The sequence below is a fragment of the Gemmatimonadaceae bacterium genome (assembly GCA_037721215.1).
GTDB lineage: Bacteria > Gemmatimonadota > Gemmatimonadetes > Gemmatimonadales > Gemmatimonadaceae > UBA4720.
Map to the genome: position 1 here is coordinate 63,449 of JBBJNV010000012.1, position 23,016 is coordinate 86,464.

General features: G+C 56.9%; 20 protein-coding genes and 2 pseudogenes. 10 read left to right on the forward strand and 12 right to left on the reverse strand.

The window, feature by feature from the left end:
• Positions 1-42: 42 nt before the first annotated feature.
• Positions 43-351 (reverse strand): hypothetical protein, encoded by a 309-nt coding sequence (locus tag WKF55_08190; GenBank protein MEJ7759561.1) that lies wholly within the window; start codon positions 349-351, stop codon positions 43-45.
• Between the two features lie 168 nt (positions 352-519).
• On the opposite strand from WKF55_08190, the pseudogene WKF55_08195 reads away from it, so the two are divergent.
• Together WKF55_08195 and WKF55_08200 are read left to right on the forward strand one after the other, a co-directional pair.
• Positions 520-781, forward strand: a pseudogene (locus WKF55_08195) (hypothetical protein).
• A 188-nt stretch (positions 782-969) separates the two neighbouring features.
• Positions 970-1,947, forward strand: coding sequence for a type I restriction enzyme HsdR N-terminal domain-containing protein (locus tag WKF55_08200; GenBank protein MEJ7759562.1), 978 nt, complete (start codon positions 970-972; stop codon positions 1,945-1,947).
• 62 nt (positions 1,948-2,009) lie between these two features.
• On the opposite strand, the gene WKF55_08205 is transcribed toward WKF55_08200, so the two are convergent.
• The 4 genes from WKF55_08205 to WKF55_08220 all read right to left on the reverse strand — a co-directional run bounded on the left by WKF55_08205 (position 2,010) and on the right by WKF55_08220 (position 5,634).
• Complete coding sequence (locus tag WKF55_08205; GenBank protein MEJ7759563.1) at positions 2,010-2,567, reverse strand: BsuPI-related putative proteinase inhibitor; 558 nt, start codon at positions 2,565-2,567, stop codon at positions 2,010-2,012.
• An 8-nt stretch (positions 2,568-2,575) separates the two neighbouring features.
• On the reverse strand, positions 2,576-3,913 hold the full coding sequence (locus WKF55_08210; GenBank protein MEJ7759564.1) for a hypothetical protein: 1,338 nt from the start codon (positions 3,911-3,913) through the stop codon (positions 2,576-2,578).
• A gap of 895 nt (positions 3,914-4,808) precedes the next feature.
• On the reverse strand, positions 4,809-5,261 hold the full coding sequence (sufU, locus tag WKF55_08215) for a Fe-S cluster assembly sulfur transfer protein SufU (GenBank protein ID MEJ7759565.1): 453 nt from the start codon (positions 5,259-5,261) through the stop codon (positions 4,809-4,811).
• Positions 5,248-5,634, reverse strand: coding sequence for an aminotransferase class V-fold PLP-dependent enzyme (locus WKF55_08220; protein MEJ7759566.1), 387 nt, complete (start codon positions 5,632-5,634; stop codon positions 5,248-5,250). The genes sufU and WKF55_08220 overlap by 14 nt, the downstream gene beginning before the upstream one ends.
• A gap of 753 nt (positions 5,635-6,387) precedes the next feature.
• Between WKF55_08220 and WKF55_08225 the strand changes: the two genes are divergently transcribed.
• Positions 6,388-6,732, forward strand: a complete 345-nt coding sequence (locus tag WKF55_08225; protein MEJ7759567.1) for a hypothetical protein — start codon at positions 6,388-6,390, stop codon at positions 6,730-6,732.
• A 365-nt stretch (positions 6,733-7,097) separates the two neighbouring features.
• On the opposite strand, the gene WKF55_08230 is transcribed toward WKF55_08225, so the two are convergent.
• From WKF55_08230 to WKF55_08255, 6 genes and pseudogenes are all read right to left on the reverse strand, one after another.
• Positions 7,098-8,042, reverse strand: coding sequence for a hypothetical protein (locus WKF55_08230; protein MEJ7759568.1), 945 nt, complete (start codon positions 8,040-8,042; stop codon positions 7,098-7,100).
• Between the two features lie 216 nt (positions 8,043-8,258).
• Positions 8,259-8,765 carry a hypothetical protein gene (locus tag WKF55_08235; protein ID MEJ7759569.1) on the reverse strand — a complete coding sequence of 169 codons (507 nt, stop codon included), beginning with the start codon at positions 8,763-8,765 and terminating at the stop codon, positions 8,259-8,261.
• Positions 8,766-8,825: 60 nt separating this feature from the next.
• Positions 8,826-9,569, reverse strand: a complete 744-nt coding sequence (locus WKF55_08240; protein MEJ7759570.1) for a hypothetical protein — start codon at positions 9,567-9,569, stop codon at positions 8,826-8,828.
• Positions 9,570-9,861: 292 nt separating this feature from the next.
• A complete protein-coding gene (locus WKF55_08245) occupies positions 9,862-10,095 on the reverse strand; it encodes a hypothetical protein (GenBank protein MEJ7759571.1) in 234 nt (77 codons plus the stop codon).
• 991 nt (positions 10,096-11,086) lie between these two features.
• A pseudogene (locus WKF55_08250) lies at positions 11,087-11,164 on the reverse strand (hypothetical protein).
• Positions 11,165-11,723: 559 nt separating this feature from the next.
• Positions 11,724-13,073, reverse strand: a complete 1,350-nt coding sequence (locus tag WKF55_08255) for a hypothetical protein (protein ID MEJ7759572.1) — start codon at positions 13,071-13,073, stop codon at positions 11,724-11,726.
• Between the two features lie 511 nt (positions 13,074-13,584).
• On the opposite strand from WKF55_08255, the gene WKF55_08260 reads away from it, so the two are divergent.
• Positions 13,585-14,358 carry a hypothetical protein gene (locus WKF55_08260; protein ID MEJ7759573.1) on the forward strand — a complete coding sequence of 258 codons (774 nt, stop codon included), beginning with the start codon at positions 13,585-13,587 and terminating at the stop codon, positions 14,356-14,358.
• A 2-nt stretch (positions 14,359-14,360) separates the two neighbouring features.
• Positions 14,361-14,882, forward strand: coding sequence for a hypothetical protein (locus tag WKF55_08265; protein ID MEJ7759574.1), 522 nt, complete (start codon positions 14,361-14,363; stop codon positions 14,880-14,882).
• 123 nt (positions 14,883-15,005) lie between these two features.
• On the opposite strand, the gene WKF55_08270 is transcribed toward WKF55_08265, so the two are convergent.
• Complete coding sequence (locus WKF55_08270) at positions 15,006-15,233, reverse strand: hypothetical protein (protein MEJ7759575.1); 228 nt, start codon at positions 15,231-15,233, stop codon at positions 15,006-15,008.
• Between the two features lie 119 nt (positions 15,234-15,352).
• Here WKF55_08270 and WKF55_08275 point away from each other — a divergent pair, with 119 nt between their 5' ends.
• The 5 genes from WKF55_08275 to WKF55_08295 are packed head-to-tail and all read left to right on the forward strand — an operon-like array spanning position 15,353 to position 23,012.
• Positions 15,353-16,807, forward strand: coding sequence for a glucoamylase family protein (locus WKF55_08275; GenBank protein ID MEJ7759576.1), 1,455 nt, complete (start codon positions 15,353-15,355; stop codon positions 16,805-16,807).
• Positions 16,779-18,086, forward strand: a complete 1,308-nt coding sequence (locus WKF55_08280; protein ID MEJ7759577.1) for a sugar ABC transporter substrate-binding protein — start codon at positions 16,779-16,781, stop codon at positions 18,084-18,086. The genes WKF55_08275 and WKF55_08280 overlap by 29 nt, the downstream gene beginning before the upstream one ends.
• Entirely contained in the window at positions 18,086-18,994 is a 909-nt protein-coding gene (locus WKF55_08285; GenBank protein ID MEJ7759578.1) for a sugar ABC transporter permease, read from the forward strand. The genes WKF55_08280 and WKF55_08285 overlap by 1 nt, the downstream gene beginning before the upstream one ends.
• A complete protein-coding gene (locus WKF55_08290; protein MEJ7759579.1) occupies positions 18,991-19,854 on the forward strand; it encodes a carbohydrate ABC transporter permease in 864 nt (287 codons plus the stop codon). Before WKF55_08285 ends, WKF55_08290 begins: the two co-directional genes overlap by 4 nt.
• The gene (locus WKF55_08295; GenBank protein MEJ7759580.1) at positions 19,851-23,012 is read left to right on the forward strand and encodes a discoidin domain-containing protein; all 3,162 of its coding nucleotides are present in this window, start codon (positions 19,851-19,853) and stop codon (positions 23,010-23,012) included. The genes WKF55_08290 and WKF55_08295 overlap by 4 nt, the downstream gene beginning before the upstream one ends.
• Positions 23,013-23,016: the final 4 nt, after the last annotated feature.

The following is a 23,016-nucleotide window of genomic DNA, read 5'->3' on the forward strand; positions in this document are numbered from 1 at the left end:
TTAGTCAGTACATACGCGCTGTTATTGAGCAGTTGCTTCTTATCAGCAAAGGGGGCGTTCCCAATCTTGGAATTGTCGCTGGCCTTCAGGAGAACCAAGTTCCCTAACTTCTTGTAGTACGCTGCACGGTTTCCGGATCGATAGTAAGCCATCCCCCTGCGGGTTTTCCGGAAGCACGTGTTCCAAGGTGATTACGGTTTCTTCGTTGTCCGGCACATAGGAAGGCTCCTTCTCTTCCTTTATCTGCAACTCAAGAGCGCGCAAGTAATACCGCGCTAGGTTGTTCGCAGAGACTCTCGCTTCGGCAAACGCGGTCATGAACAGCGCATCGCTCGGAACGCTATCGCCCATCGCTGTAATGAGCTGTTTAGCGGTTTTGACCCTTCCCGAGTCTACGTCGTTGGCGCGTGTTCCCCAGAGTTTGTCCAACACTCCCCCTCGTCCACCCACGAGAAGGAAACGAACAGACCAGTAGACACAGAGCTGGAAGGCCGCAATGGGCGACCCGACGAGAAGTACGTCATCACGTCACACGTCGAACGCCCGCACCTAACGATGCGGACGCAGATTCGCTGCTTTACCCGCCTGACCAATGCCTTCTCAAAGAAGAGGGAGAATCACAGGTTCGCTGTTGCCCTGCATTTTACGGATTACAACTACTGCCGCCCTCACCAGACGCTTAACAAAAACCGTCAAGCGAATCCATACGACTCCGGCAATGGCGTTAGGCCTGACCGATCATGTAGGGGGAGGCCGAAGAAATCGAAGTCCTGATGAATAGTGATTCAAACTGATCCACTACCCTTAAGCCAACTCCGTTGACAGCCTTTTCATTCGTCCTCCTAGCCAGTAATCTCATACCTCCCTAAGATCAAAGCGGCTCGGCTTTCTGCGTTAGCAATCTTTGCCGGTCACATCGCTTTATCGCGGCCCAAGGCAGTTTTATAGTTTCACCGTACTCAGAGGCAGATGACAGGTATACGTCCCCGAACTTACACAGAACGCGCAATCGTAGATGGTCTGGCTACAATTTCTGGTGAGGGGAAACAAGAGCGCATCAGGTATAGTGTTGCGAACCATTCCGAGCGCTGGGCCGACCCCGAAGAGAAAGTCAGGGCAGAGTTTTGGGCGGAGCTAGTCTACAAGTATGGGTATCCTCCGGAGCGAATTCGGTTCGAAGTGAATGTCCCTCGTCGGACCCCGAACGACTACGCTGACCTCGTTATCTACAACGACGTTGAATTAAAGTCTCCATATTTCGTGTTCGAGTGTAAACGCTCCGACGTGAGCGATGCGGAGTTTGCGCAGTCGATCAAACAAGCCTGTGGCAATCGCGCCAGTTTAGCAGCCCCAAACGCGGGCGCTATCGCGGGTCTAACTAGGCGCCTCCTTCGATTTGACAAATTTCCACCAGGTGAGCGAGACCGGAATCACCTCACCGACATCCCAAAGCGATACGGCAAACCACCGGAATGGCGTTTCTACAAGAATACGACAGGACGCGACCTCGCCGCTGTTCCGCGCGAAGAACTACGTAGCGCCATACGAAAATGCCACCAAACTCTATGGGAAGGAGGGCGACGAAGCCCCATTGCCGCGTTCGGCGAATTCTGCAAGATCATTTTCGTCAAACACCGCGATGAGAAAGATCCGGATCGAGGCGACGGAAAACCTTACGCTTTCCAGCGCAGGGATGGGGAGACCGCTGCGGAACTTGCCGTTCGAATCAACAAGCTATATGACGCCGAGAAGGCTCGCGAGCCAGACGTCTTCACCGAGCGCTTAAATATTGAAGCTCCGATCCTCGCCCACTGCGTGGAGCACTTGGAAGGCATTTCGCTCGACCGGACTGAGCTGGATACCAAGGGTGTGGCATTCGAAGAGTTCATGGGCGGCTTCTTTAAGGGAGATTTCGGTCAGTACTTCACTCCAGCAGCGCGCGCTTGACCCGAGTCGGGACTTCGCCGCCCGCCATCCGGGTGAACTTGCAGCGTGGGTATTGGACTCCTTTAGCTACCGCGAACCATGACGGGTATCGGCAATATCCAAGGCGCCGACATTTTGCTCGGGAACTCGGCACGTATCCAGTACCTGCCGGGTGGAACCGCCATTCTTCTTACGTCGCGAAGATCCCACTGCGAAGCGAACACTATTGAATCCCCGGGCGACACGTACATCCTGTAGACGTTGAGATCGAGATCCCGTCCTCCTCTATGGCTCCACACGGGTCGCGAATTGTCCGAGCTCGCAAAGAAATCAAACCCCTCCGATGGCGAAGAGGTGAGCGTGAATTCAGCGACAACAGATGAATGGTTCACTACTACCAATCTCATTCGCAGGGTGTCCCCTAGACGCAACTCGTTTTTCGCCAAACGAATTGCGTACGAGAACGGGGAGTTCCTGGCCACTTTCGACAGTGGCGCGCTTGCAACTACCGGAGAAAGCGGATCCGGCGCGTGTGTGATACCAGTCTGCGCTGCCGGCGGCGCCTGTTGCGAGCCACAAGCTAAAATCGAAGAGGCAAGGATCACCAAAAATGCCACAACGACCGAGCGACGGCGGATCATCTTTGATTTTACGACGTCGCAGGAAGATAGCCCAACTCTTGATGGATGGACCCAAGCTGGCTGAACACAAACCCGCCAAACGTGCTGCTATACCCGCGCAACACTCCGTATAACGAGACCTCGTCGAAGATGGGCGACGTGTACTGGAACACCGGCGAGCCGCTATCACCTGCGCCCGCACCAGCGCTAACGACATCCTGGCACAAGTACCAATAGGAGTTGGCGCTCGAATTAACGCATGTACTTACGACCGGACCATAGGTCCAGCCGGTTGAGGCCCCGACTTTATCAAGTGTCTGAAATTGCGTCGCGCGATCGACCTCCGCAGTGATCGTAAGAGTACCCGATATTTCCGTTGGCCCGTCCCCTGTCGGGCCAGACACCGCATAAAGCGGGCGCCAAATACGCCCCTGCCCAGCTGATCCGGGTGCGCTGAAGGACGAATACACAAATAGCGCAGCGTCGGAGTAACGGCAGGCTGAGAGGGGGGTGGGGCACTCCTCATTCACTTCCGCAGAAAAGTAACTGGGATCGTCTGATTCTTGACCGATAACGGTGCCGAGTGCAGCATCCGGTTGATAGAAGATCGTTTGATTGCTGTACTCTTGGCCGCGATACCGTGTACAATGCGAGTTCGTAACAAAAAATCGTCCAGATAGTGTATTGAATCCCAACGAACATTCCTTGTTGGCGTTATAGGAGACGATTTTTAAGCCCGCAGCGTGAGGACTTACATATCCCCGCAACGAGTCGGTGAGATCGCGCTCGGGTGGCGCGACCCTTATCTCCAAAGCCATGGCGGGGAGCTGAAGCTGCTCTGCGATTCCCCTGAGACGCGTCGCTGCGGCCGCACTTGGCGCCCCCGCTACGATACGATTTTGCCCTTCATCTAAGTCGATGGCATGAAGTACTCCAGCGGCGGCGCCAGACCGGAATAGCGCGTCGCGCCAAGCATCTAACTGGCGAAATGTGAAAACGCCTTGATGAATGATGATGGCGCGGCCGCCTGCGCCTCGGAAATGCGCGCTAGGCCCAAGGCCGGCGAACACTTGCTGTACAGCGTTCTTTGCAAGATCGGTTTGGGAGAGGTCGGTTAGAACCACGTGCAGATTCGCGTTGCCATCGGTGTAGTAACCACCGAATCCCGAGATCTGCTGCGCTAGAGCATTGAACTTTTTCTCGCCTGGCAGCCCCTTCAGCAGAATCTCAGTTTGTACGGGAATCTCAGTTTGTGCGGATGGTACATTGTCCGAGGTTGAGCTTGGGCCCGCCGGACCTCCGTCGATGCAGCCGGCGATGCCGCACAGCATTGCAAAGAGACCGGCGCGACTACGCGAAATAGCCATCGTTTCTCCTGAAGTCAAAAAACTCTGCCGAATCCAGCCTTAGCCGGTGCAGCCAGTCCCGCAACCCATGTTCTGAGACATCATGGTCGACTTTTCGGGAGACGCAAGGCGTGAGCCATATTCGCCGTGTTGGCCAATAATCCACTGTCGTTGTAGTGCTAGACTGGGAACCGTGTGAAACGGATTGGCAAACCGCCACGCGCGCCCGGAGATGTCTTCGCGCTCTCCGCAGTCAACCGCTGTGTACCGCTTACGCCGGACGGCGTCGAGCAGCGACGAAATATTCGTCCACTCGCAGCGCTCCTTCTCCAGCCTCGGCGCGAGCGTGAGGGCAAATGCGCTGTCGGCGGGGGGCCCCGGCGGGTCTAGGGGAGCACAAGGCGCGCGCGGCGTCGCACCACCACTTCTAAGCCCGGCACTGGAGGCGGCGCCATGAGCCCAACGCGGCGTCGCGCGCTTCGAGGAGATAACGCATCCGCTGCCCGGCAATCCATCAGTCGCGCGGAGACGAACCGCCGTTCTGTCGCGCCCTTTGATGGGCTTCGCCCGTGCCCACCAATCAGCTTTAGTTCTGCTGGCTCGGCATCCTCGATGTCATTCTTGACAGAGTCGCACTACCCGCATCTCGCAACTGACTGCTAACGCTGGGGGCTTGACGGGAGTTGCACGCGGCGCACCGCTTGGGAAAGCAATCGGGGCCCTCACTACCCGCTTGGGGGTTTCGATCGAGTCGCCCCCACTGGTCTCAGCGTCCGCGCTGTTAGCACCAGCGCGAGCGTCGAAACACTGAGGTGAGCCGGACAAGACCGCCAGCACGTTCTTCGCCAATTCAATTTCAGCGATAGTCCTGAGACCAATGGGATACCAGGTCTCGCGAGGCCAGCGACCGTGGGCATTAGGCTTGCCGCCGCTCCAACACCGTTTCAAGCGCGTTCCACGCCAGCAGCGCACACTTAACTCGCGCGGGAAATTTCGCTACGCCGCTCAGCGCCCGCAGGGAGCCGAGTGTCGTGTCGTCGGCAGCCGTGGCATCGCCCATCACCATCGCCCGAAACCGCGTTTTCAGCGCGTCGATCTCGGCTGTGCTCTGACCCTTGATTAGCTGAGTCATCATTGACGCCGAAGCTTGCGATATCGAACAACCACGGCCGGAAAAGGTGAGGTCGCGTATTGTGTCGCCATCGAACGCAACGTTAAGCACGATCTCATCGCCGCAGAGCGGATTTTTCATTGTTACCGATGCATCGGCGCCGGCGAGATCGCCTTTGTTGCGCGGGCGGCGGTAGTGATCCAGGATCATCTCCTGGTATAACCCGGCAACCTGCGCAGCGCGGTCAGAGAGCGGCATGGCCGAATATCTCCCGCGCTTTCAGTACGCCTTCGATGAGAGCGTCGGTATCTGATTCATCGTTGTAGACATAGAACGATGCGCGCGCTGTCGCCGGGACGTCGAGGCGCCTCATCAGCGGTTGTGCGCAGTGATTGCCAGCGCGAATGCAGATGTCGTCAGCGTCGAGGATGGTTGCAAGATCGTGTGGATGTACATCGCCCAGGGTGAAGCTGATCACTCCGCTTCGGTAGGGCGGCGGAGGGCCGTAGACGCGTTCATCATCTATCTCGCTGAGCCGCGCGTACGCATCCGCCACGAGGCGTTGTTCATGCCTCAGCACGTCATCCATTCCGATGTTGTCCAGATAGCTCGCCGCGGCGGCCAGGGTCAAGCACCAGCTAGCGAACGTCGATCACCCTCGAGCTGCTCACAGGGCTCCAGCCCGGCGGCGGCGCATCGAGTTTCAGGATATACCTTCCGCTTGGAATCAACGATAGATCGAAAGCCACGCTGCGCGTTGCGAAACCTTTGTGCGAGGGAAGCTCGCGCCACGCGGATGCACTCAAGGCGAAGGCGGGCGAGACAGTACGCGTTTTCGTCGCAATGTCGGCCCCAACGGTAGTGGACCGGTTTGCATGAACAGGCAGTGCATACCGACGCTGCTTAACGGTGCTTTTTTCTTACCGTCTTCGTTAGGCGCTTGCGCGGAGGCTTTGGGGTTCCTCACGCGGGAGATTCTCTGTCGCCTGCCGAACAACATAAAATGCCGGGATTCCTCTCAGGATGGGGCGCGCGTTCGGCGATTGAGAAGGTGCTTCAACCACCTACCTGCTATGGCGGTGCAGAACAGCGCGCCTAACCGCTACCCCGCCTGAGCATTACGTAAATGCAAGGACGTCAGCGCAAGACCTCAGCTCGACGTCTCGCCTGCGCTTTTAAACAGTGAGGGTTTCTTCTTTAGCAAACGTAGCATTCCTGCTGCCAATGTGGCCACTACCGCTTGTCAATCGAGAGGATTGTATAGTTTTTTTGAAGAAAACGGGTGCGGCCCCTTTACGGGGTGAGAAGGAGTAAAAAGCGTTACCACTGCACTCAAATTACATTCTGCGACAGGCAACGTAACTACGTATAGCCGGAGACGATCTTGCTGGAATTTCTAACGGATGAAGTCGCTCTAGCCATAAGCCACGCTATTCTGTTGCTGACCCTGATATACGCCTTCGCCAAGGCATTTCAAATTCGATTCATTAGAGGGTGGCCCGGCGTTGTAGGCCGTGGAGAGAATAGCATGGGGATGCTGGCAGGCGGTTTTGCGACAACGCTGGGGGTCTTTGCGCTGCTTCTCGAGCTTTCGAATCACGCCCTCGAAGGTCGAAAGTCCCTCGTCATGCTGGGCGATTTCGGTGCTTTACTCTACTTGTTCTTTTTCAATACTTGGTTTCGAAACCAGATCGTAGGCCGCTTTTCCGCACGGCACAACGAATCGTAGGGTACAGATTTGTTATCGATTTTTTGCCAAGCAGGGGGAGTCTCGGATTGCCTCACTGATTTCTGCCAGGAATTTCCGAGTTGTTACCTTGCTGTTAGGTTGATTGTCCTAATGCCAGCTGAACTTGCTTTTTCAAGCAGTCTTGACAAACACATGGCAAGCACCAATACTTCCTTTGTCGCCCCGACTACGTACGATTAATGGGGCGGCCTACTAGAGGGCTCCTTCGGGAGCCCTTTTTATTAAGCAATGGGACCCGAAATGGACCGGATTGCCGTGTTTGTTGATGCCGGATACCTGTTTGCGCAGGGCAGCATTCTACTGTCGGGGAAGAAGCTGGCTCGCAGCGACCTGGTTTTTGACCCTCACTGCATCAAGGTGCGCCTGCCGGAAAGATCATACGTATGCTGCTGCCCTGAGGTCGCAGCATCGACAAGCGGGTTGGAGTTGCCGCCGATCCCGGTGGTATCGGTCCTGAGCGCGCCTCCGCGATAATACGTGCGCCTCACCCTCGCGTAGAGGTTACTAGCCTGCGTCATATTCCCGAACGAGTCGTAGACCAATCGCGCCGTGTCGGCGGGAATGCGAAGGCTCTCGCCGGAGTTCGGGTAATAAGGGAAAACCATAAGGCATGTAATCGGTCCGACCGGGAGATTCTCGCAGCGTTGCCGTGGATGCATGACTTCCGGGACCACGCGGGTGGTCAGACGGTTGAGCACGTTGTAAGACTGCGTCACCCACGCGCCGCTCCGATGTTTGGCGCTGATGAGGTTGCCCGCAGGATCGTAAACCATGCTGTCGGGGCCAGTTCCGACCCGGCGTTTTCTCAGTCGTCCAGCAGCATCATATGTCAGACGCTCATCGAGCTGAACCTCGCCCACAGACGAGAGAGCCCGCTTGGAAACCAGATTGCCCTCAGCATCGTAGGCACTGCTGTCGGTTTTGAGGAGCTCACCGACAACCGCGGTGTCCGGCGCGAACGACGCGCTGAGCGGCAGCGAATACGGCCGAGGGGGTCCGTAACTTTCGGTCCCAATCATACGATCGGCTGCGTCGTAGGCGATACGCGTGCGACCGGTTGTGTCTGCGGTGGCCACAACGGTATCACGTCCGATCGCATCCTTCAGGAACTCGGTGAAATAAGGTGTGGTCGCTGCGCGCCCCATGGGAGTCCAGGTGCGCGATGTATTGCCGAGTACGTCGTATGTCACCGAGTCGGGCAATAATCCAGGCTCCGTGACGCCTCTCACCTGATTGTCGGCAGTGTACGTGAACTTCACGCGCCGCGCGGCATCTGAACCCGTCCGCATGGAATCGACAATCGGTCGGGTGGTTTGGTAGAACGTTCGCGTCCGCTCACCCATAGGGCGAATGACACTGTCCGGCTGATTCCAGACTGCGTTCCACGCGTATTTCGTAGTGGAATTCTCGCTCGTGTTGTACGGATCTACCGCAACCGTCGAGTCAGGGAGGCCGCGCGAGTTGGCCGGGAGCTCTGGCCGTCTCTTTTCTTTTAAAGCACGGCACTACCGTCCGAGTGATCGATTATAGAGCCATATCGAACGACTTAACAGATCAAAGCTTTTGCTATGCCGCCACCCGCCGTAGGTGGACACAGCTACGCCTGCGACTGCGGCTCCCAAGGCCAAATTGTTGCCGTGATTCGCCACGGAGATGCCGATCCCAATTACACTAACGACCGCTCCACCCCAAAGCGCTGATGATGAGGCGCGATGGCTGCGCTTAAAGCGCCGAGCTTCGTCGGCAGCTTCGGGGACACTCGTCATGAGCGATGAAAGGTCAGTGCCCGTAAAAAGGGTAAATTCACCAACCTTTCGATCGTCAGCCCCCTGCACTACGCGCCAACTACCCATTCGCAACGTAAAGCGCAGCGCACAACGGTCGTAGTCGCAAGCTTGCGGTGCGTTTAAGTTGTTTTTCGTTAGCAGGCTTGAGCCACCATCAGACATCTGCGCGGACCCCGGAATCGCAATGAATAAAGCGAAGATTGGCAATAAGGTTGTCTTTTTCACAAGCCTCCCGTTTCATTTGGTTGACGTTAACCAGAATGCAGACTGTCGAGAAACGCTCAATTAGCGCTTTACTATCATCGCTCTGCCATTTATTTGACCGTTTCTCTCCAATGTATAGTTCGCGTCGCTCCAAGAATCGCCTCTGGCACTGGCAGGAACGTAGACGCCGAGAATATCATCATTCGATAACAGCCAGTTTGCATCTTGGAAAATGGTTGCAAGGAATATCCCCACTGCAAATGGAAGGCCGCCGGGGATGCCACCCGTCTTCAATGCCGCACCGCCGACCGCACCTGCGGCGGTGATAAGAATCTCACTGAGCGATTCCTTGTCACTCTTAATTAGACACGCGGTATCGTCGTCTTCCCACGCGATGACATGGTGTCCGTCCGGAAACTGAGCAGCGAAGGCATCCGCTTCGGACTGGTTAAAAAGCAGCACCGATCCGTTCCAGAACGCATTGTCCTGATTGAAGGTCTTTTCAGGCAGGGCATACTCACCAGAACAAGAGAGGTCTGCACCATATTGGGAGTTTCCAGCGTCCGTTGGCCCATGAAAGTGTAACTCGATTTCCGGGTCGCCTTTCGTCCATGGTTCATAACGATCAACAATTCGGGAGAAAGTCATGTAATATCCTGGCGTTTGAGTGCTCCCACCGCCGCCGCCGCAACTATCTCCACATTCTTCCACCATTCTTGGCTTCAGGACAGACCGGCGAACACGCGTCCCGATAGCCCTTCCATTAAGATCATCGGCATCTTCCCATTCATTCAAGTCGAGCGGTTTGTCGAATCGAGTCTCCATCGGGACAATCGAAACCGTTGCAACCGAAGGGGGAATGTCTCGCGCAACTGCAACCGGCGCGCCGTTGACGTTAAATGCGACTATCCCACTGCTATCCTCGAGCTGGGACGCTACAAGGATCTCACCACCGCCCGTCCATGTGGACCTGTGTGCCGCGACCGGCATGTACAATTCAAGTGGCCGAACAAGTTGGATAGCGGCTGCCAGCTGAGACGCGGTCTGTCCAGAAGCGGCGGCAACTGAATTGAGCACCTTCGCGGTAAAATAGCCACGGAGCTCGAGTTTGTGCTCCTTAAACGGAACCTTTCATGGAAAGTTTTATCTCGTTTCTGAAGTCCGCGTCGCGAAGAGCGAGCGCAACAGCTCGCGTGATGACGGTTAGCGCCTGCCGCTCGGATGTCCCCTCGTTCAATACCTGTGAATCGCGTCGGATCGTCTCGTCTGTAACTTGTATGGGTTCTACGCAACCGAGAATTCCAACAAGCCCGATCATGAACACTGGCAACGCTGCTCGGTGACATCTCATCGCTCCTCCCTTGGTCTGCCGGCGCTACGCCGGTCGGTTGAATGGATGCAAAAAAGTAAGGAACGTGTCAGCACACTGTCAACGTCAACCTTTGGCTCAGGTTACTTGCGCCCCTCTGTCGCCTGGTCAAGTCAACCCAGCTTCGGCGGTTGCGGGCTCCACAACCGAGGTGATCATCCGTGTCGTTCGTGCGTCGGCGCCCTAAGAAGCTCGGAGCAGGTGAGTGACGTGAGCGGATTCGAGATGTATTTCGGATGCAGGGCCTCGGAGATCGCCATTCAAGACGTTCTCACGATCCACAGCAGGCGTCAATGTATTGTGACGCACTACACTAGTGTAGTGTCGCCAACGTCTCATTCGGTTTATTGATACGTTTCAGAATTTGCTGCGCCGTAATCGGACGAGCTTGCATCCAACCTGCTCTAATGTGGTGCATTAGGCGTCTTAGGGTTCTGGCCCGGCTTCACAGCTGACCCCGTCGCGTACCGGTTCGACGCTACGATGTGGATTGGCCGCAGCCGTTCGTATGACCGCATTGACGCGAGTCTACGCACTGTACTTTGGCCCCAACTATTCAACTCACATCATCTGCCGCGCCGGACTGAACCATACAATGGGAAGGCTATGCTGGTATTCGTTTGACCGGCGATGCCCCGTTAGAACTTTTGCAGTGCGCGGGCGAGCGATTTCCTTCTTGGGCTAGGGAGTCTACCGCATCTGGGGGCTGTTACCAGGTGAGTAGCTTACAGCAATCTGTAGAGCCGATACCCGTTCAATCTCACACACGACCTCGGTCCCGGAACGCAGGCTTGCGACGACATACTCCGCGGGCTCAGGTGGCAAAACTGTGCTGGCCACCGTTAGGTTGATGCGTCGTCCTGACGGTAGGAGAAGCCTAACATAGCCAATCCCCGATCGCTCGACCAGGCCAAGGTAGTAGGATGAATACGCTTGTTCGTGTCCGGCGTTCCCAATTGATATCGTTGCCTTTGTCGCCCGGCATCACCATCTCCATCCCTTCAGGAAGCACTACCCTACCCGTCACGTCCGTCGTCCTGAAATGCCCCTCCATAAGTTGTTAAGGGCACATTCGCCAAGCCAAGGCACCTTCAAATGGCGGATAGTGTTTCTTTCTTTCCACGTTAGACTCTAGCACTACGAAGTTCACAACTTTGCCAGCAGAATACAGTCCCTCCGTTGTAAGCGCCGCTCTAAGCTGGTACTTTCCCGGCTCTAACGGTACTCCGCGCGTGTCGGAGGTTGCCCACTCACGCTCGAAGCACTTGGTTTCGCCTGGCTTTAAATCGAGTATCACCTCTTCCAAGTTCCGCACAACCCGGAAAGGAGCCCAAACCTCAGTTTCATTTTTGTCTAAAACTGCCGCGTAGAAGGGCCAATCGCCGTAAGCATGTAGTGGTAGAACACGCGAGCAAGGATTGAAAACCTTAAAACGCAGTGTCACCCTCTCGCCCGACTTGATCCGAGCAGGAACAACCGAAAACGATCTTGGCAGAGAGTCGTAGCCGGTCTCGCAAACAAGCCGGCTTACTGCAGGAGCAACCGGGCTTGCCGCAGGCCATAAACAAGATTGGCTTGTAATAAGCACCAACCCTATTGCTTCCGCAGCTTTACCTAACAATTAACTGGCCCCCAAGATCCTCTGCTATTCCAGCCATGGGGCTGAAGAAAGAACCGTCGGTGCTGCTAGCACCCCACAGAATTCCGAGGAGCGAAACGGGTCCAGTATCGAAATTCTCAGCAACGAAAACCGGGGAACCACTATCGCCGCTCGTCGATCCCATGGTAGCCACACTTTGACAAATCATCCAGTAACCTAGTGTCCCAGAGGGAAGATCTACGCAATCGTAGGTGACGTCGCCATATGTCCAACCGGTGCTTCGCCCGATTTTCTCCGCTGCACTCCCCACTGTCGGATACATCGCATATCCAGAAATAGGGAACGACGAGTAAGTGTTGTCAATCGTCTTCGACCCGTTAGTGGGATGCGCAAACTGGGTACGCGCAAGGTATCCTTGGTCCACAGGCAGGAACTGCGGGTATTCAACCAGAGCCGCGTCACTGAATCGACACATCAGCCCAGCCGGACAGAGGGGGTCCGAAGCATTTGTGAAATACGGCGGATCTACCGCTTCGCTGCCCACAAAGTCGGGCTGCTGATACAAGTTTTGGTAAAACTGAGTTCCATCAGGGCCTAAAAATATACTGGTGCAATGCGAATTCGTTACAAAATACTGGGCCGTATACCCGTGCCGACGGGCATTGAAACCAAGCGTGCATCGGCGGACATTCCCTGGGTCGGTCGATTTCACGAATTGAATCTCGAAGCCGCCCTGCTTAACCGGGGCGCGGTCAGTCAGCATAAGCAGATTCGTCGGCATTCCCACTACAGCTATTTCAAGCGCCGCATCGGGCAGGAGCGCTTTGAGCGCTTCGCGCCAGTTTGCAGCGGCTGCTGCGTCCGCCACGCCAACCCGGACTCGATTCTGCACTTGATCGACATCGGTTGAGGCAAGCCCGGGAATTGATGAGGCCAGCGAGTTTACTGCTTGGCGCCACTTGCGCAACTGTGAGAAAGAGTAGCGTGCAGGCTTGAAAGAAAGGAGGCTGACGTCGGCTCGTCCGAACCGCGTCCGGAATGTTCTCCCAGCCAGTTCTTCGATCAAAATGCGTTTCGCACTGGAAGCCTTCGCCGGGTCAGTCAGATAACCTTCCAACTGGCCTGCTGCATTAAGATAATAGCCCCCAAAACCTGGAATTCGAGTCTCTAGGTATTCGAACTCGTCGTCGCTAGTGCGATGCCATCGAGCTGGTTGTTCGCTTACGACGGTTGACGACGCTCGTTTGGGTTCCGGCTGAACCGGTGCAGACGAATCGTTGCACGCGACCCAAGGCGCACATGTGAGCGGGATAAGCGCGCGCGCCGCTCGCTTTGCGGAGATTGCCAGGGAAAAATCCATTTGATCGGCCCCATGGTTGGCAGAGAAAACGATTTTTTTTACAAAACTTGGCAGAGAAAACGATTTTTTTTACAAAACTTTTTTACAAAACTATGGGTATCGACTCAGCCTTGGAGGATCCGCGATGATGGCCAGCGTTGTACGATCGCTTGAGAGGCTCGTTTGCATCTGCGTGGCGCGGTCGATATTTGGCCTCAGAATGTCTCTTGCCTGTCACGGCTGTGGCCCCATTGCGGGTTGTTTAGTTCGCCCATCGCTCCTATTTCCGCCGTGCAGGCGCTCGTCAATAGCGTAGTCGGACAGATTAGCGATTGAGCGCACGTATCTCTATAGATACACTATCACGGCGGGCTCGGTCAAGTGGCGCCAATCACTCAGGAATTTGTTCGTAACATTCCCGAAGTTACATGGTCTCGGCATTGACCAAAGGCAAAATCGCATTACCCTCGCGGTGACGACCTCAGATGATGCAGCTAGCATTAGTTCCGCGCTCCCGGGGCTCGGCGTACCTTTGGAAGTCGTCAAATACGAAGTATCACCGCGAGCCCGATTCGACGTAAGATTGGATGACTACTTCCCTGCGAAGAAGGGCGGAATCGAGGTATGGGCTAACTCCGGTGGGTGCACATTGGGATTCAACGTCAAATTCTCGAAGCCTGGCGGCACCTACGCGTACCGGGGCTTCGTCACGAATTCTCACTGCACGAGAACATTTGGGCTTCTGGATTCCACAGTGTTTTTTCAAGGTTCGCCTGATAGGATCGGGGTAGAGATTTCGGACAAGCAGTTTTCTCAGTCGGTATCATTTTGCCCGCTCGGTGCGCGGTGCCGATACAGCGATGCGGCCCTTGTTCACTACGATGCCGGCGTAGTCTCGGCAGGCGCGAAAGTAGCTCGCACCGGATTCCGCGACCCGCAGTGGGGGTCAACGCTCATAGATGACGACAACCCTCAATTCACGGTTACCGGTATTGGATATCCCGGAGTTGGCACGATTGTGGATAAGATAGGGGTAACCACGGGCTGGACTTACGGCGAAGTGATCAGCGGTTGTTGGGATCAAGCGCCTTACCCGGACGGTGCTCTTATTCTTCTTTGCCAGTTGAAGACCACCTATGGCAGCGATCCCGGCGATAGTGGAGCGCCGGTATTCATCTATGACGGGACTAGCAATGTTGCACTCGTGGGTATCCACTGGGGCAATGTTGGAAGTGCCTTGGCAAGCTGGTATGATGACATCCCTTACGAATTGAGCTTCGGGCCGTGGAGAATCGCCGGTTTCTAACGGTGAAGGTGTTCAAGCTTACATCGATTGGCGTGTTGGCCCTGTTCGGCTCAGTTTGCCAAAGCGACAAAAAGGACGATCCCGTCGGGATCGTAGATGTTGACGGAATCCGCTACGAAGCACGCACATCAGTAGTCGAATCTACAGTACCAGTTGTGGGCCTGAGACGCATGATCTTCACGACCCTCTTCATAACCAACCTGAGAACCGAAGCCTTGCAAGGTTCGCGAAACGCATGCCCTTTGGCTCTCGTTGTGTACCGATCTGCCGCGCGACGCAGGCCAGTATGGGACTCGCGCAAGGCCCGCAGCGGCTGCGTGGACATGAAGCTTTGGGTGAATATTCCTCCAGGGTTCGCCGACAGCTTTACTATGAACAGCAGAGCCAACTTTGTGCTGGCTGATTCGTTGCCGGCAGGCCAGTACTACTTCTCAACAGTCGTAAAGCCCCAGCATCACGTCAAGCTTCCACCGGCAGAAATTCCCTCTGGTCATGGCTATCTTGCCCCAAATAAAGGCTGGTAGTCGACAACCACGTGACGAGCGTGATCGCGATTAGACTGAGCTTCAAAACGTCGAATGTGTGCCGTGCAGTTTGCCATCGTCAGACACTCGATGACGCACGACGAACGAAACCCAGCGCCGAGATTACGCCCCGCTGTCGCTTGGCGCGCCCTTGCGCTCACGTACTTCGTCGTCACAGCGTTGAGGCACGTGCACAACAATGAACACTGGAGCCTGCTCTCGGGAGTAATACTTGGCACTCACGAGCTGGCGCACGTAGTGTTCTCGCCATTCGGCGAGTGAATGGCCGTTTCGGGTGGCTCGATTATGCAGCTCCTGGCCCCATTCAAAAGCAGGGTGGATCGAATTCATGGCCCCGATCTTTGCCCTCGGAATTCTGGTCACTGGCTTAAGGAGGACCGGCACCGCACTTTAAAAATCATGCAGGGAGCAATCCAACGAGCATCTTAAGCACCCTATGCGAAAATCTAATGCCTGATATCCAGCTAGCCTTGCGGCGGTCTTCGACGATTTTCTTTTTTATTTCCTCGGCGTGCGCGATTGCATCGACGACCACTACCGGCGCCAAGGGACCCGCACGTCCATCGGAGTCCAGTACTCGACAGAGTGCTTTTCTCGATACCCTCGAGCAACGCACGTTCGCCTGGTTCTGGGAGCGTAGCGACCATAGAACGGGGCTCAGTCCTGATCGCTGGCCAACGAAGAGCTTTTCCAGTGTTGCCGCCATCGGGTTCGCGCTCACTGCCTATCCCATTGGCGTCGAGCGCAAATACGTCACCCGTGAGCAGGCCGCCGAGCGCACGCTGAACACGCTGCGGTTCATGTACAATGCGCCACAGGGTCCGCAGGCCACGAACGTCACCGGATACAAGGGATTTTTCTACCACTTCCTCGACATGCAGACCGGCCTCCGGTTCGAGCAGGTGGAGCTGTCGACCATCGACACGTCGCTGCTGATTGCCGGTGTGCTGTTCTGCCAGTCGTACTTCGTTCAACAGAATGCGACTGAAGCTGCAATTCGTGCTTACGGAGATTCGCTCTACCTTCGCGTAGACTGGCAATGGGCGCGTCCACGAGCGCCGCTGGTGAGCATGGGATGGAAGCCCGAAAGCGGATACATCGAAGCTGACTGGCATGGGTTGAACGAGGCGATCATCCTGAATGTGCTCGCGCTCGGATCTCCAACTCACCCAGTGGACGTAGCGTCGTGGGAAGCGTACCGGAGCACTTACAACTGGGCCGTTTTTCAGGGGCAGCAGCACCTGAATTTCGCGCCGCTCTTCGGACATCAGTATTCGCATATCTGGATCGACTTCCGCGGCATAAAAGATTCATACATGCGGTCCAGGGGGATCGATTACTTCGAGAATTCACGCCGGGCAACTTATTCCCAGCGCGCCTATGCGATTGCCAATCCCGGAAACTGGAAGGACTACGGCGCCGATATCTGGGGGCTCACTGCGGTCGATGGACCACTCGACACGCTGCTGACTCTCAGAGGCTCTCCCCGCAGATTTTGGACATACTCCGCGCGTGGTGCGGCTGCCGGAGAAATAAGAGACGATGGAACGCTGGGCCCTACTGCCGCCGGAGGATCCGTTGCCTTTGCGCCGGAGATTGCGATTCCCGCGCTCGTCGCGATGCGCGAGAAGTACGGTAACAACCTTTTCTCGACCTACGGCTTTCTGGATTCATTCAACCCCACCTTCGATCTGGACATCAAACCACAGCACGGAAAGATCGTCCGCGGAGTGGGCTGGTTTGACACCGACTATCTGGGGATCGATCAGGGGCCAATCATTGCGATGATCGAGAACTATCGCTCTGACCTGATCTGGCGAACGATGCGACGCAATCCGCATATCATCCGCGGCCTCAAGCGCGCCGGTTTCACTGGTGGGTGGCTCGATCAGCAACAGCCGTAGAGGCGCACGCGTCCGAATTGCTCTGGCGCTTTTCGCGCTGGGCGTACTAGGGTGCTCACCCGCATCTGGACGTGAGAGTGCAACGCTTCGCCTCTGGGCGATGGGCCGGGAAGGCGAAGTAGTCTCGGAGCTCATTCCGGCGTTCGAGCGTCAGAACCCCGGAATAAAGGTGCAGGTACAGCAGATCCCGTGGTCTGCAGCGCATGAAAAGCTCCTCACTGCATACGTCGGGGAAGCGACTCCGGACATTGCGATGCTGGGCAATACCTGGGTGCCGGAGTTCGTCGCACTCGATGCACTCGAACCTCTCGACGCGCGCGTTGCCCGCTCGAGCGACGTCGTTCGATCCGATTATTTCCCCGGCATCTGGAGTACTAACGTGGTGGATGGCATCACGTACGCAGTGCCCTGGTACGTCGACACCCGCGTGCTTTTTTATCGCACTGATCTACTGGCGAAAGCCGGATATGATCGCATGCCCACGACCTGGGCCGAGTGGCGTACCGCAATGGTGCGTCTCAAGTCCGGTATGAGCGCGCGCCAGTATCCGCTCCTGATCCCCATCACCGAATGGCCGCCCCCGGTGATTCTGGGACTGCAGGCCGGATCGACACTTCTGCGCGACGATGGGACCTACGGGGCGTTTTCACAACCTCAGTTCAAAAAGGCATTTGACTTTTACGTCGGCCTTTACCGGGATGGGCTTGCGCCAGCTCTGAGCGGCTCCGAGATCTCGAACCTCTACCAGGAGTTCGAACGCGGCAACATCGCCATGTATATCAGCGGACCGTGGCAGATTGGAGAATTTACCAACCGCCTTCCGAAGTCTCTCCAGGATAAGTGGATGACCGCGCCGCTCCCGGGGATCGATGGTCCGGGGGTGTCACTCGCCGGGGGTGCGAGCCTTTCTCTCTTCCGCCGCTCTACAAACAAGGAGCAGGCGTGGAAGCTGATGGAGTATCTCTCGCGCCCAGAGATACAACTCCAGTTCTACAAGCTGACTGGCGATCTGCCCGCGAGACGGTCGACGTGGCGCGACTCCTCGCTTGCGGGCAATCGCCACACGCGCGCATTCAGGGAGCAGCTCGACCGAGTCGTGCCTACCCCCCTTGTTCCCGAATGGGAACAGATCGCGACGAAGGTGTTCGAGCACGGTGAGCAGGCAATCCGCGGCCGGAAATCCGTCGAGAAAGCCCTTGCCGCACTCGACAGCGATGTAAATGGAATCCTCAGGAAGCGGCGCTGGCTGATGGAAAAACAGCAAGCGGGCAGCAGGTAGTGGCGACAGCGACGGCAGGACGCCTTCGGATTCCCTCGGAGGCGAACACAGCGGCCTGGTTCTTTCTCGCACCGGCGTTCGCGCTGATTGGCATCTTTTTCTTTCTGCCCGTCGCCGCCGCAATGCTGCTCAGCCTTACCGACTTCGATCTCTACGGAATCGCCAATCCGGGCAACACGAGGTTCGTCGGCTTCGAGAACTATTCCCGTCTCCTCCGCACCCCCGATTTCTGGCTGGCGCTGAGAAACACTTTCTATTTCGCTTTCGTCGGAGGTCCGCTCACGATCGCGGTTTCACTTGGCGCCGCTCTCCTGCTCAGCTCGAAACTCGTTCGATTCAAGGGCGTGTTCCGCACCATCTACTTCACCCCTTTCGTCACAACCCTCGTTGCCGTTGCGATCGTCTGGCGATACCTGTACCACTCGCGCTACGGATTCTTCAACTACGCCCTTTCGTACATCGGCGTGGATCCGATCGACTGGCTTGGCGATCCGCACTGGGCGATGCCCGCAATAATTCTCATGGCGGTGTGGAAGAGCTTCGGATACAACATGCTCATCTTCATCGCCGGACTTCAGGCCATTCCCGAGGAGCTTTACGACGCTGCCGCAATCGATGGGGCCAGCCCGTTCCGCCGCTTCTGGAGCATCACACTGCCGATGCTTTCGCCGACACTGGTTTTCGTAACGGTCATCACAATGATCGGCTACTTCCAGTTGTTCGCCGAGCCCTACGTGATGACGCAGGGGGGGCCGCTGCGTAGTACGACGAGCGTCGTACTACTGATGTACGAGGAAGGATTCCGCTGGTGGAGAATGGGATACGCCGCGGCAATTGCGTTCGTGCTGTTCATCGTCATTCTGCTGGCGACGCTCGTCCAGTTCCGGCTGCAAAAGGAGCGCGCGTGACTGCGATCCCGGCTGGCGAGCGGGCGAATTTCGGAGGACAGCGCGACCGGTTCATACGAGTGCTTCTCTACGCACTCCTCGTGATTGGCGCGATCATGGCGCTGCTGCCGATGGCCTGGATGGTGTCGGCGTCGCTCATGCCCGCTGGCGAGGCGAGCAGTTTTCCGCCGCGGTTTTTCCCAACCCGCGTCACCTTCAGTCACTACGTCGATCTGTTCACCCGCCTCAACCTCGGCAGATACCTGCTCAACAGCGCCTTCGTCGCATTGGTTGTGACGCTGAGCTCTCTCGTCATCAATTCAATGGCCGGGTATGCGTTCGCGAAGCTGCGCTTCAGAGGGCGCGACCGGCTGTTCCGCGCGCTTTCCACCGGCCTCGTGCTGCCCGTCCAGGTCGCCATGCTGCCGCTGTTCCTGCTGCTCAAGAATCTCGGGATGATCAACACCTATTGGGGGGTCATCATTCCGGGGCTCGCGAGCATCTTCGGAATATTTCTCGTTCGCCAGTACGCGCTCGCCATCCCCGACGAAATGCTCGACGCGGCCCGTGTAGACGGCGCGTCGGAGTTCCGGATTTTCCGGTCGATCGTGGTTCCGGGAATCGTACCGATTCTCGCGACCCTAGCCATCTGGACGTTCCTCGCCACCTGGAACGACTTCATGTGGCCGCTGATCGTACTTAGCGATGAGTCCCGCTATACCCTCCCGGTCGCGCTGGCCAATCTCGCCGGTGAGCATGTGCAGGACACCGAATTGATGATGGCGGGCTCGGTGATAACAGTTGTGCCGGTGATGCTTGTCTTTCTTTTTCTGCAGCGCTACTACATCCAGGGCGTCATGTCAGGGAGCGTAAAAGGATGATCGCGCTGTTCCCTGCTCTCGTCGGAATCATGCTGCTGCAGCCGGCGATTATGGTCGATGACTTTGAAACAGTGGCCGCATGGAAAGCCGTGCCATCGGACGACGTTTCATTGCGGATCACTCAGGACGCCGGCCGGCGTGGCAAGGCCATCAAACTCGATTTCGATTTTCACGGACATGGCGGATACGCCGTTATCCGCCGGGATTTGAAGCTCGCGCTCCCCGCCAATTACGAGTTCTCGTTCACGATTCGCGGCGAAGCTCCGCCAAATACTCTCGAGTTCAAACTGATCGACCCAAGCGGGGACAATGTCTGGTGGTCCAACCAGCCGGGATTTGTATTCCCCACGCGTTGGCAGAATCTCGTTCGAAAGAAACGGCATATAACGTTTGCGTGGGGTCCGCTTGGCGGTGGAGAAATGAAGAGTGTGGCCGCCGTTGAAATCGCGATTACCGCCGGCACCGGAGGCAAGGGAACAGTCTGGATCGACGATATCGTATTGACGCCGCTAGAGCCACAGAGTGTTTACAATCTCACGCCCAGGCTTTCTGCTCGCGCTCATCTTGCGGGCCATGATCCTGCAAACGCGATGGATGGCAAAGCGGCAACTTCGTGGCGCATGGCTCCGGCACGGGACCCGGGCAATCAGCGGTTGCGTATCGATTTTCTGAAGCGCCGCGAGTTTGGCGGTCTGGTGATCGATTGGGAGACAGGCCGCCGCCCTTCCTCCTACTCCGTGCATACTTCCATCGACGGGGAAAGCTGGCAGCAGGTTTACGCCGTTGGCGCCAGCCGGGCATTGCGCGATTATCTCTACCTCCCTGAAACCGACGCGCGCTACGTTGCCATTTCGGTGTCGCCCGTCTCGCCCAATGCGACGGGCGCTCCGTATGTCGTCGGAATAAAGGAAGTCGCGGTAAAACCCCTCGCCTGGTCCGCGACGAAAAATGATTTCTACACTGCAGTCGCGCGTGACGCCCCGCCAGGAAACTACCCCAGGTATTTCTCCGGGAAGCAGTCGTATTGGACGGTGATCGGCGTCAATGGGGACAGCCGAGAAGGTTTGATGGACGAGCAGGGTTTGATCGAATCCGGCAAAGGGCAGTTCTCGATCGAGCCCTTCATTATGAACGAAGGACGGCTCATCACCTGGAATGACGTGTCGACCAGTGCGGGGCTGGTGGGCGGGGATATGCCGATTCCCTGGGTCACGTGGAAGACGCCTCAACTCGAAATGACCGTGACGGCGTTTGCGGCCGGTGCCCCCGACTCATCTGTCCTCTACGCTCGCTATCGCCTTCGCAATCCGACGGCGGCGTCCAGACGCGCAACGCTGTATCTGGCGCTCAGGCCGTTCCAGGTAAATCCACCCTGGCAGTTCCTCAACACACAGGGCGGCGTAGCTACTGTCGACAGCATTCGTTACGACGCCCGCAGAATCCGGGTGAACAACGACCGAACGGCGATTGCGTTGACGCGTGCCACACGATTCGGGGCGATGGCGTTCGACGAAGGAGATCTCGTTGACATCCTCAGGGCCACGCGATTCCCATCTGCTGCCCGAGCGCACGATCAGCTGGGAAGAGCTTCCGGTGTACTCGCGTACGATATTGTTCTCCGTCCTCGTGCCGATTCCACAATCGATATCGCGATTCCTCTGCATGCCACAGAGCCAGTGTGCATGCGATCGCCGGAGCACTGTGGCACGCGCTGGGTGGATACGCAGCAGCAGGCGGTCGAATCGGAATGGCAGGCGAAACAGAACCGGGTGCAGATAGGCCTTCCGGCTTCCGAATCGCGAATCGCCCAGTCAATACGGGCCAACCTCGCATACATACTGATCAATCGTGACGGTCCCGCTATCCAGCCCGGATCGCGCTCGTACGAGCGCTCATGGATCCGTGATGGCTCACTCACCTCGGCCGCTTTGCTGCGGCTCGGTCACTATGGCGAAGTGCGTGAGTTCATCGAGTGGTACGCCCGGTTCCAGTTCGACAACGGGAAAATCCCATGCTGCGTGGATTCCCGCGGAGCCGATCCTGTGGCTGAAAACGACAGCCACGGCGAGTTCATCTATCTGATTGCAGAGTATTACCGGCACACGGGAGACCGGCTGCTGCTGGAGCGAACGTGGCCTCAGGTATCGCGCGCCGTCGCTTTCATGGATTCGCTTCGGCGCTCCCGAACTACCGAAGAGTTTCGCGCTGCTGACAAGCGGGTTTTCTACGGGCTCATGCCGCAGAGCATCAGCCACGAGGGCTATTCGGCGAAGCCGATGCACTCCTACTGGGATGATTTTTTTGCGCTGCGCGGATTCAAGGACGCAACGGAAATCGCAACCGTCCTCGGCAAATCTGACGTAACCCGGTTTGCAAAGATGCGCGACGAATTCCGGAAGGATTTCTATGCGTCGATCCGGTTATCGATGGTGCAGCACAAGATCGACTACATCCCCGGAGCGGCCGAGCTCGGAGATTTTGACGCGACGTCCACGACTATTGCCGTGAATCCGGCCGATGAGCTGGCACGCATCCCTCAACCCGCACTCGACAGAACGTTCGGGAAGTACTACGAGAACTTCAAGGCACGCCGTGATGGCTCAGCGCCGTGGGAGATCTACACGCCTTACGAGTGGCGAGTAGTTGGCACATTCGTGCGGATGGGAGACAGGCAGAAGGCCCATGAAGTTTCTGATTTTTTCTTCCGGCATCAGCGGCCGAAAGCATGGCATCACTGGGCGGAGGTCGTATATCGCGATCCGCATAATCCGAAATTCATCGGCGACATGCCTCACACCTGGGTTGGATCGGATTTCATTCGTTCTACTCTCGACATGTTTGCGTTCGAGCGCGAGGCTGATTCATCGATGGTGATTGGCGCGGGAATCCCGGAGAAATGGGTACGGGCGGAGAACGGCGTAAGAATCGGCGGCCTCTCAACGCACTACGGACGCCTGAGCTACACAATGCGCGCCGTGGGCGCCGCGGTGGAAGCAAGGATCGAGGCCGGTGTTCGCATCCCTGCGGGCGGCCTCGTGGTTCGATCACCGTCGGACCGGCCGTTGCGACAGGCGGTGGTTAATGGCGCCAGCGTCAAACCCGGTACCGGCGAAGTCGTGGTGCGGAGTGTTCCCGCCGTCATCACTTTCCGGTATTGAACGG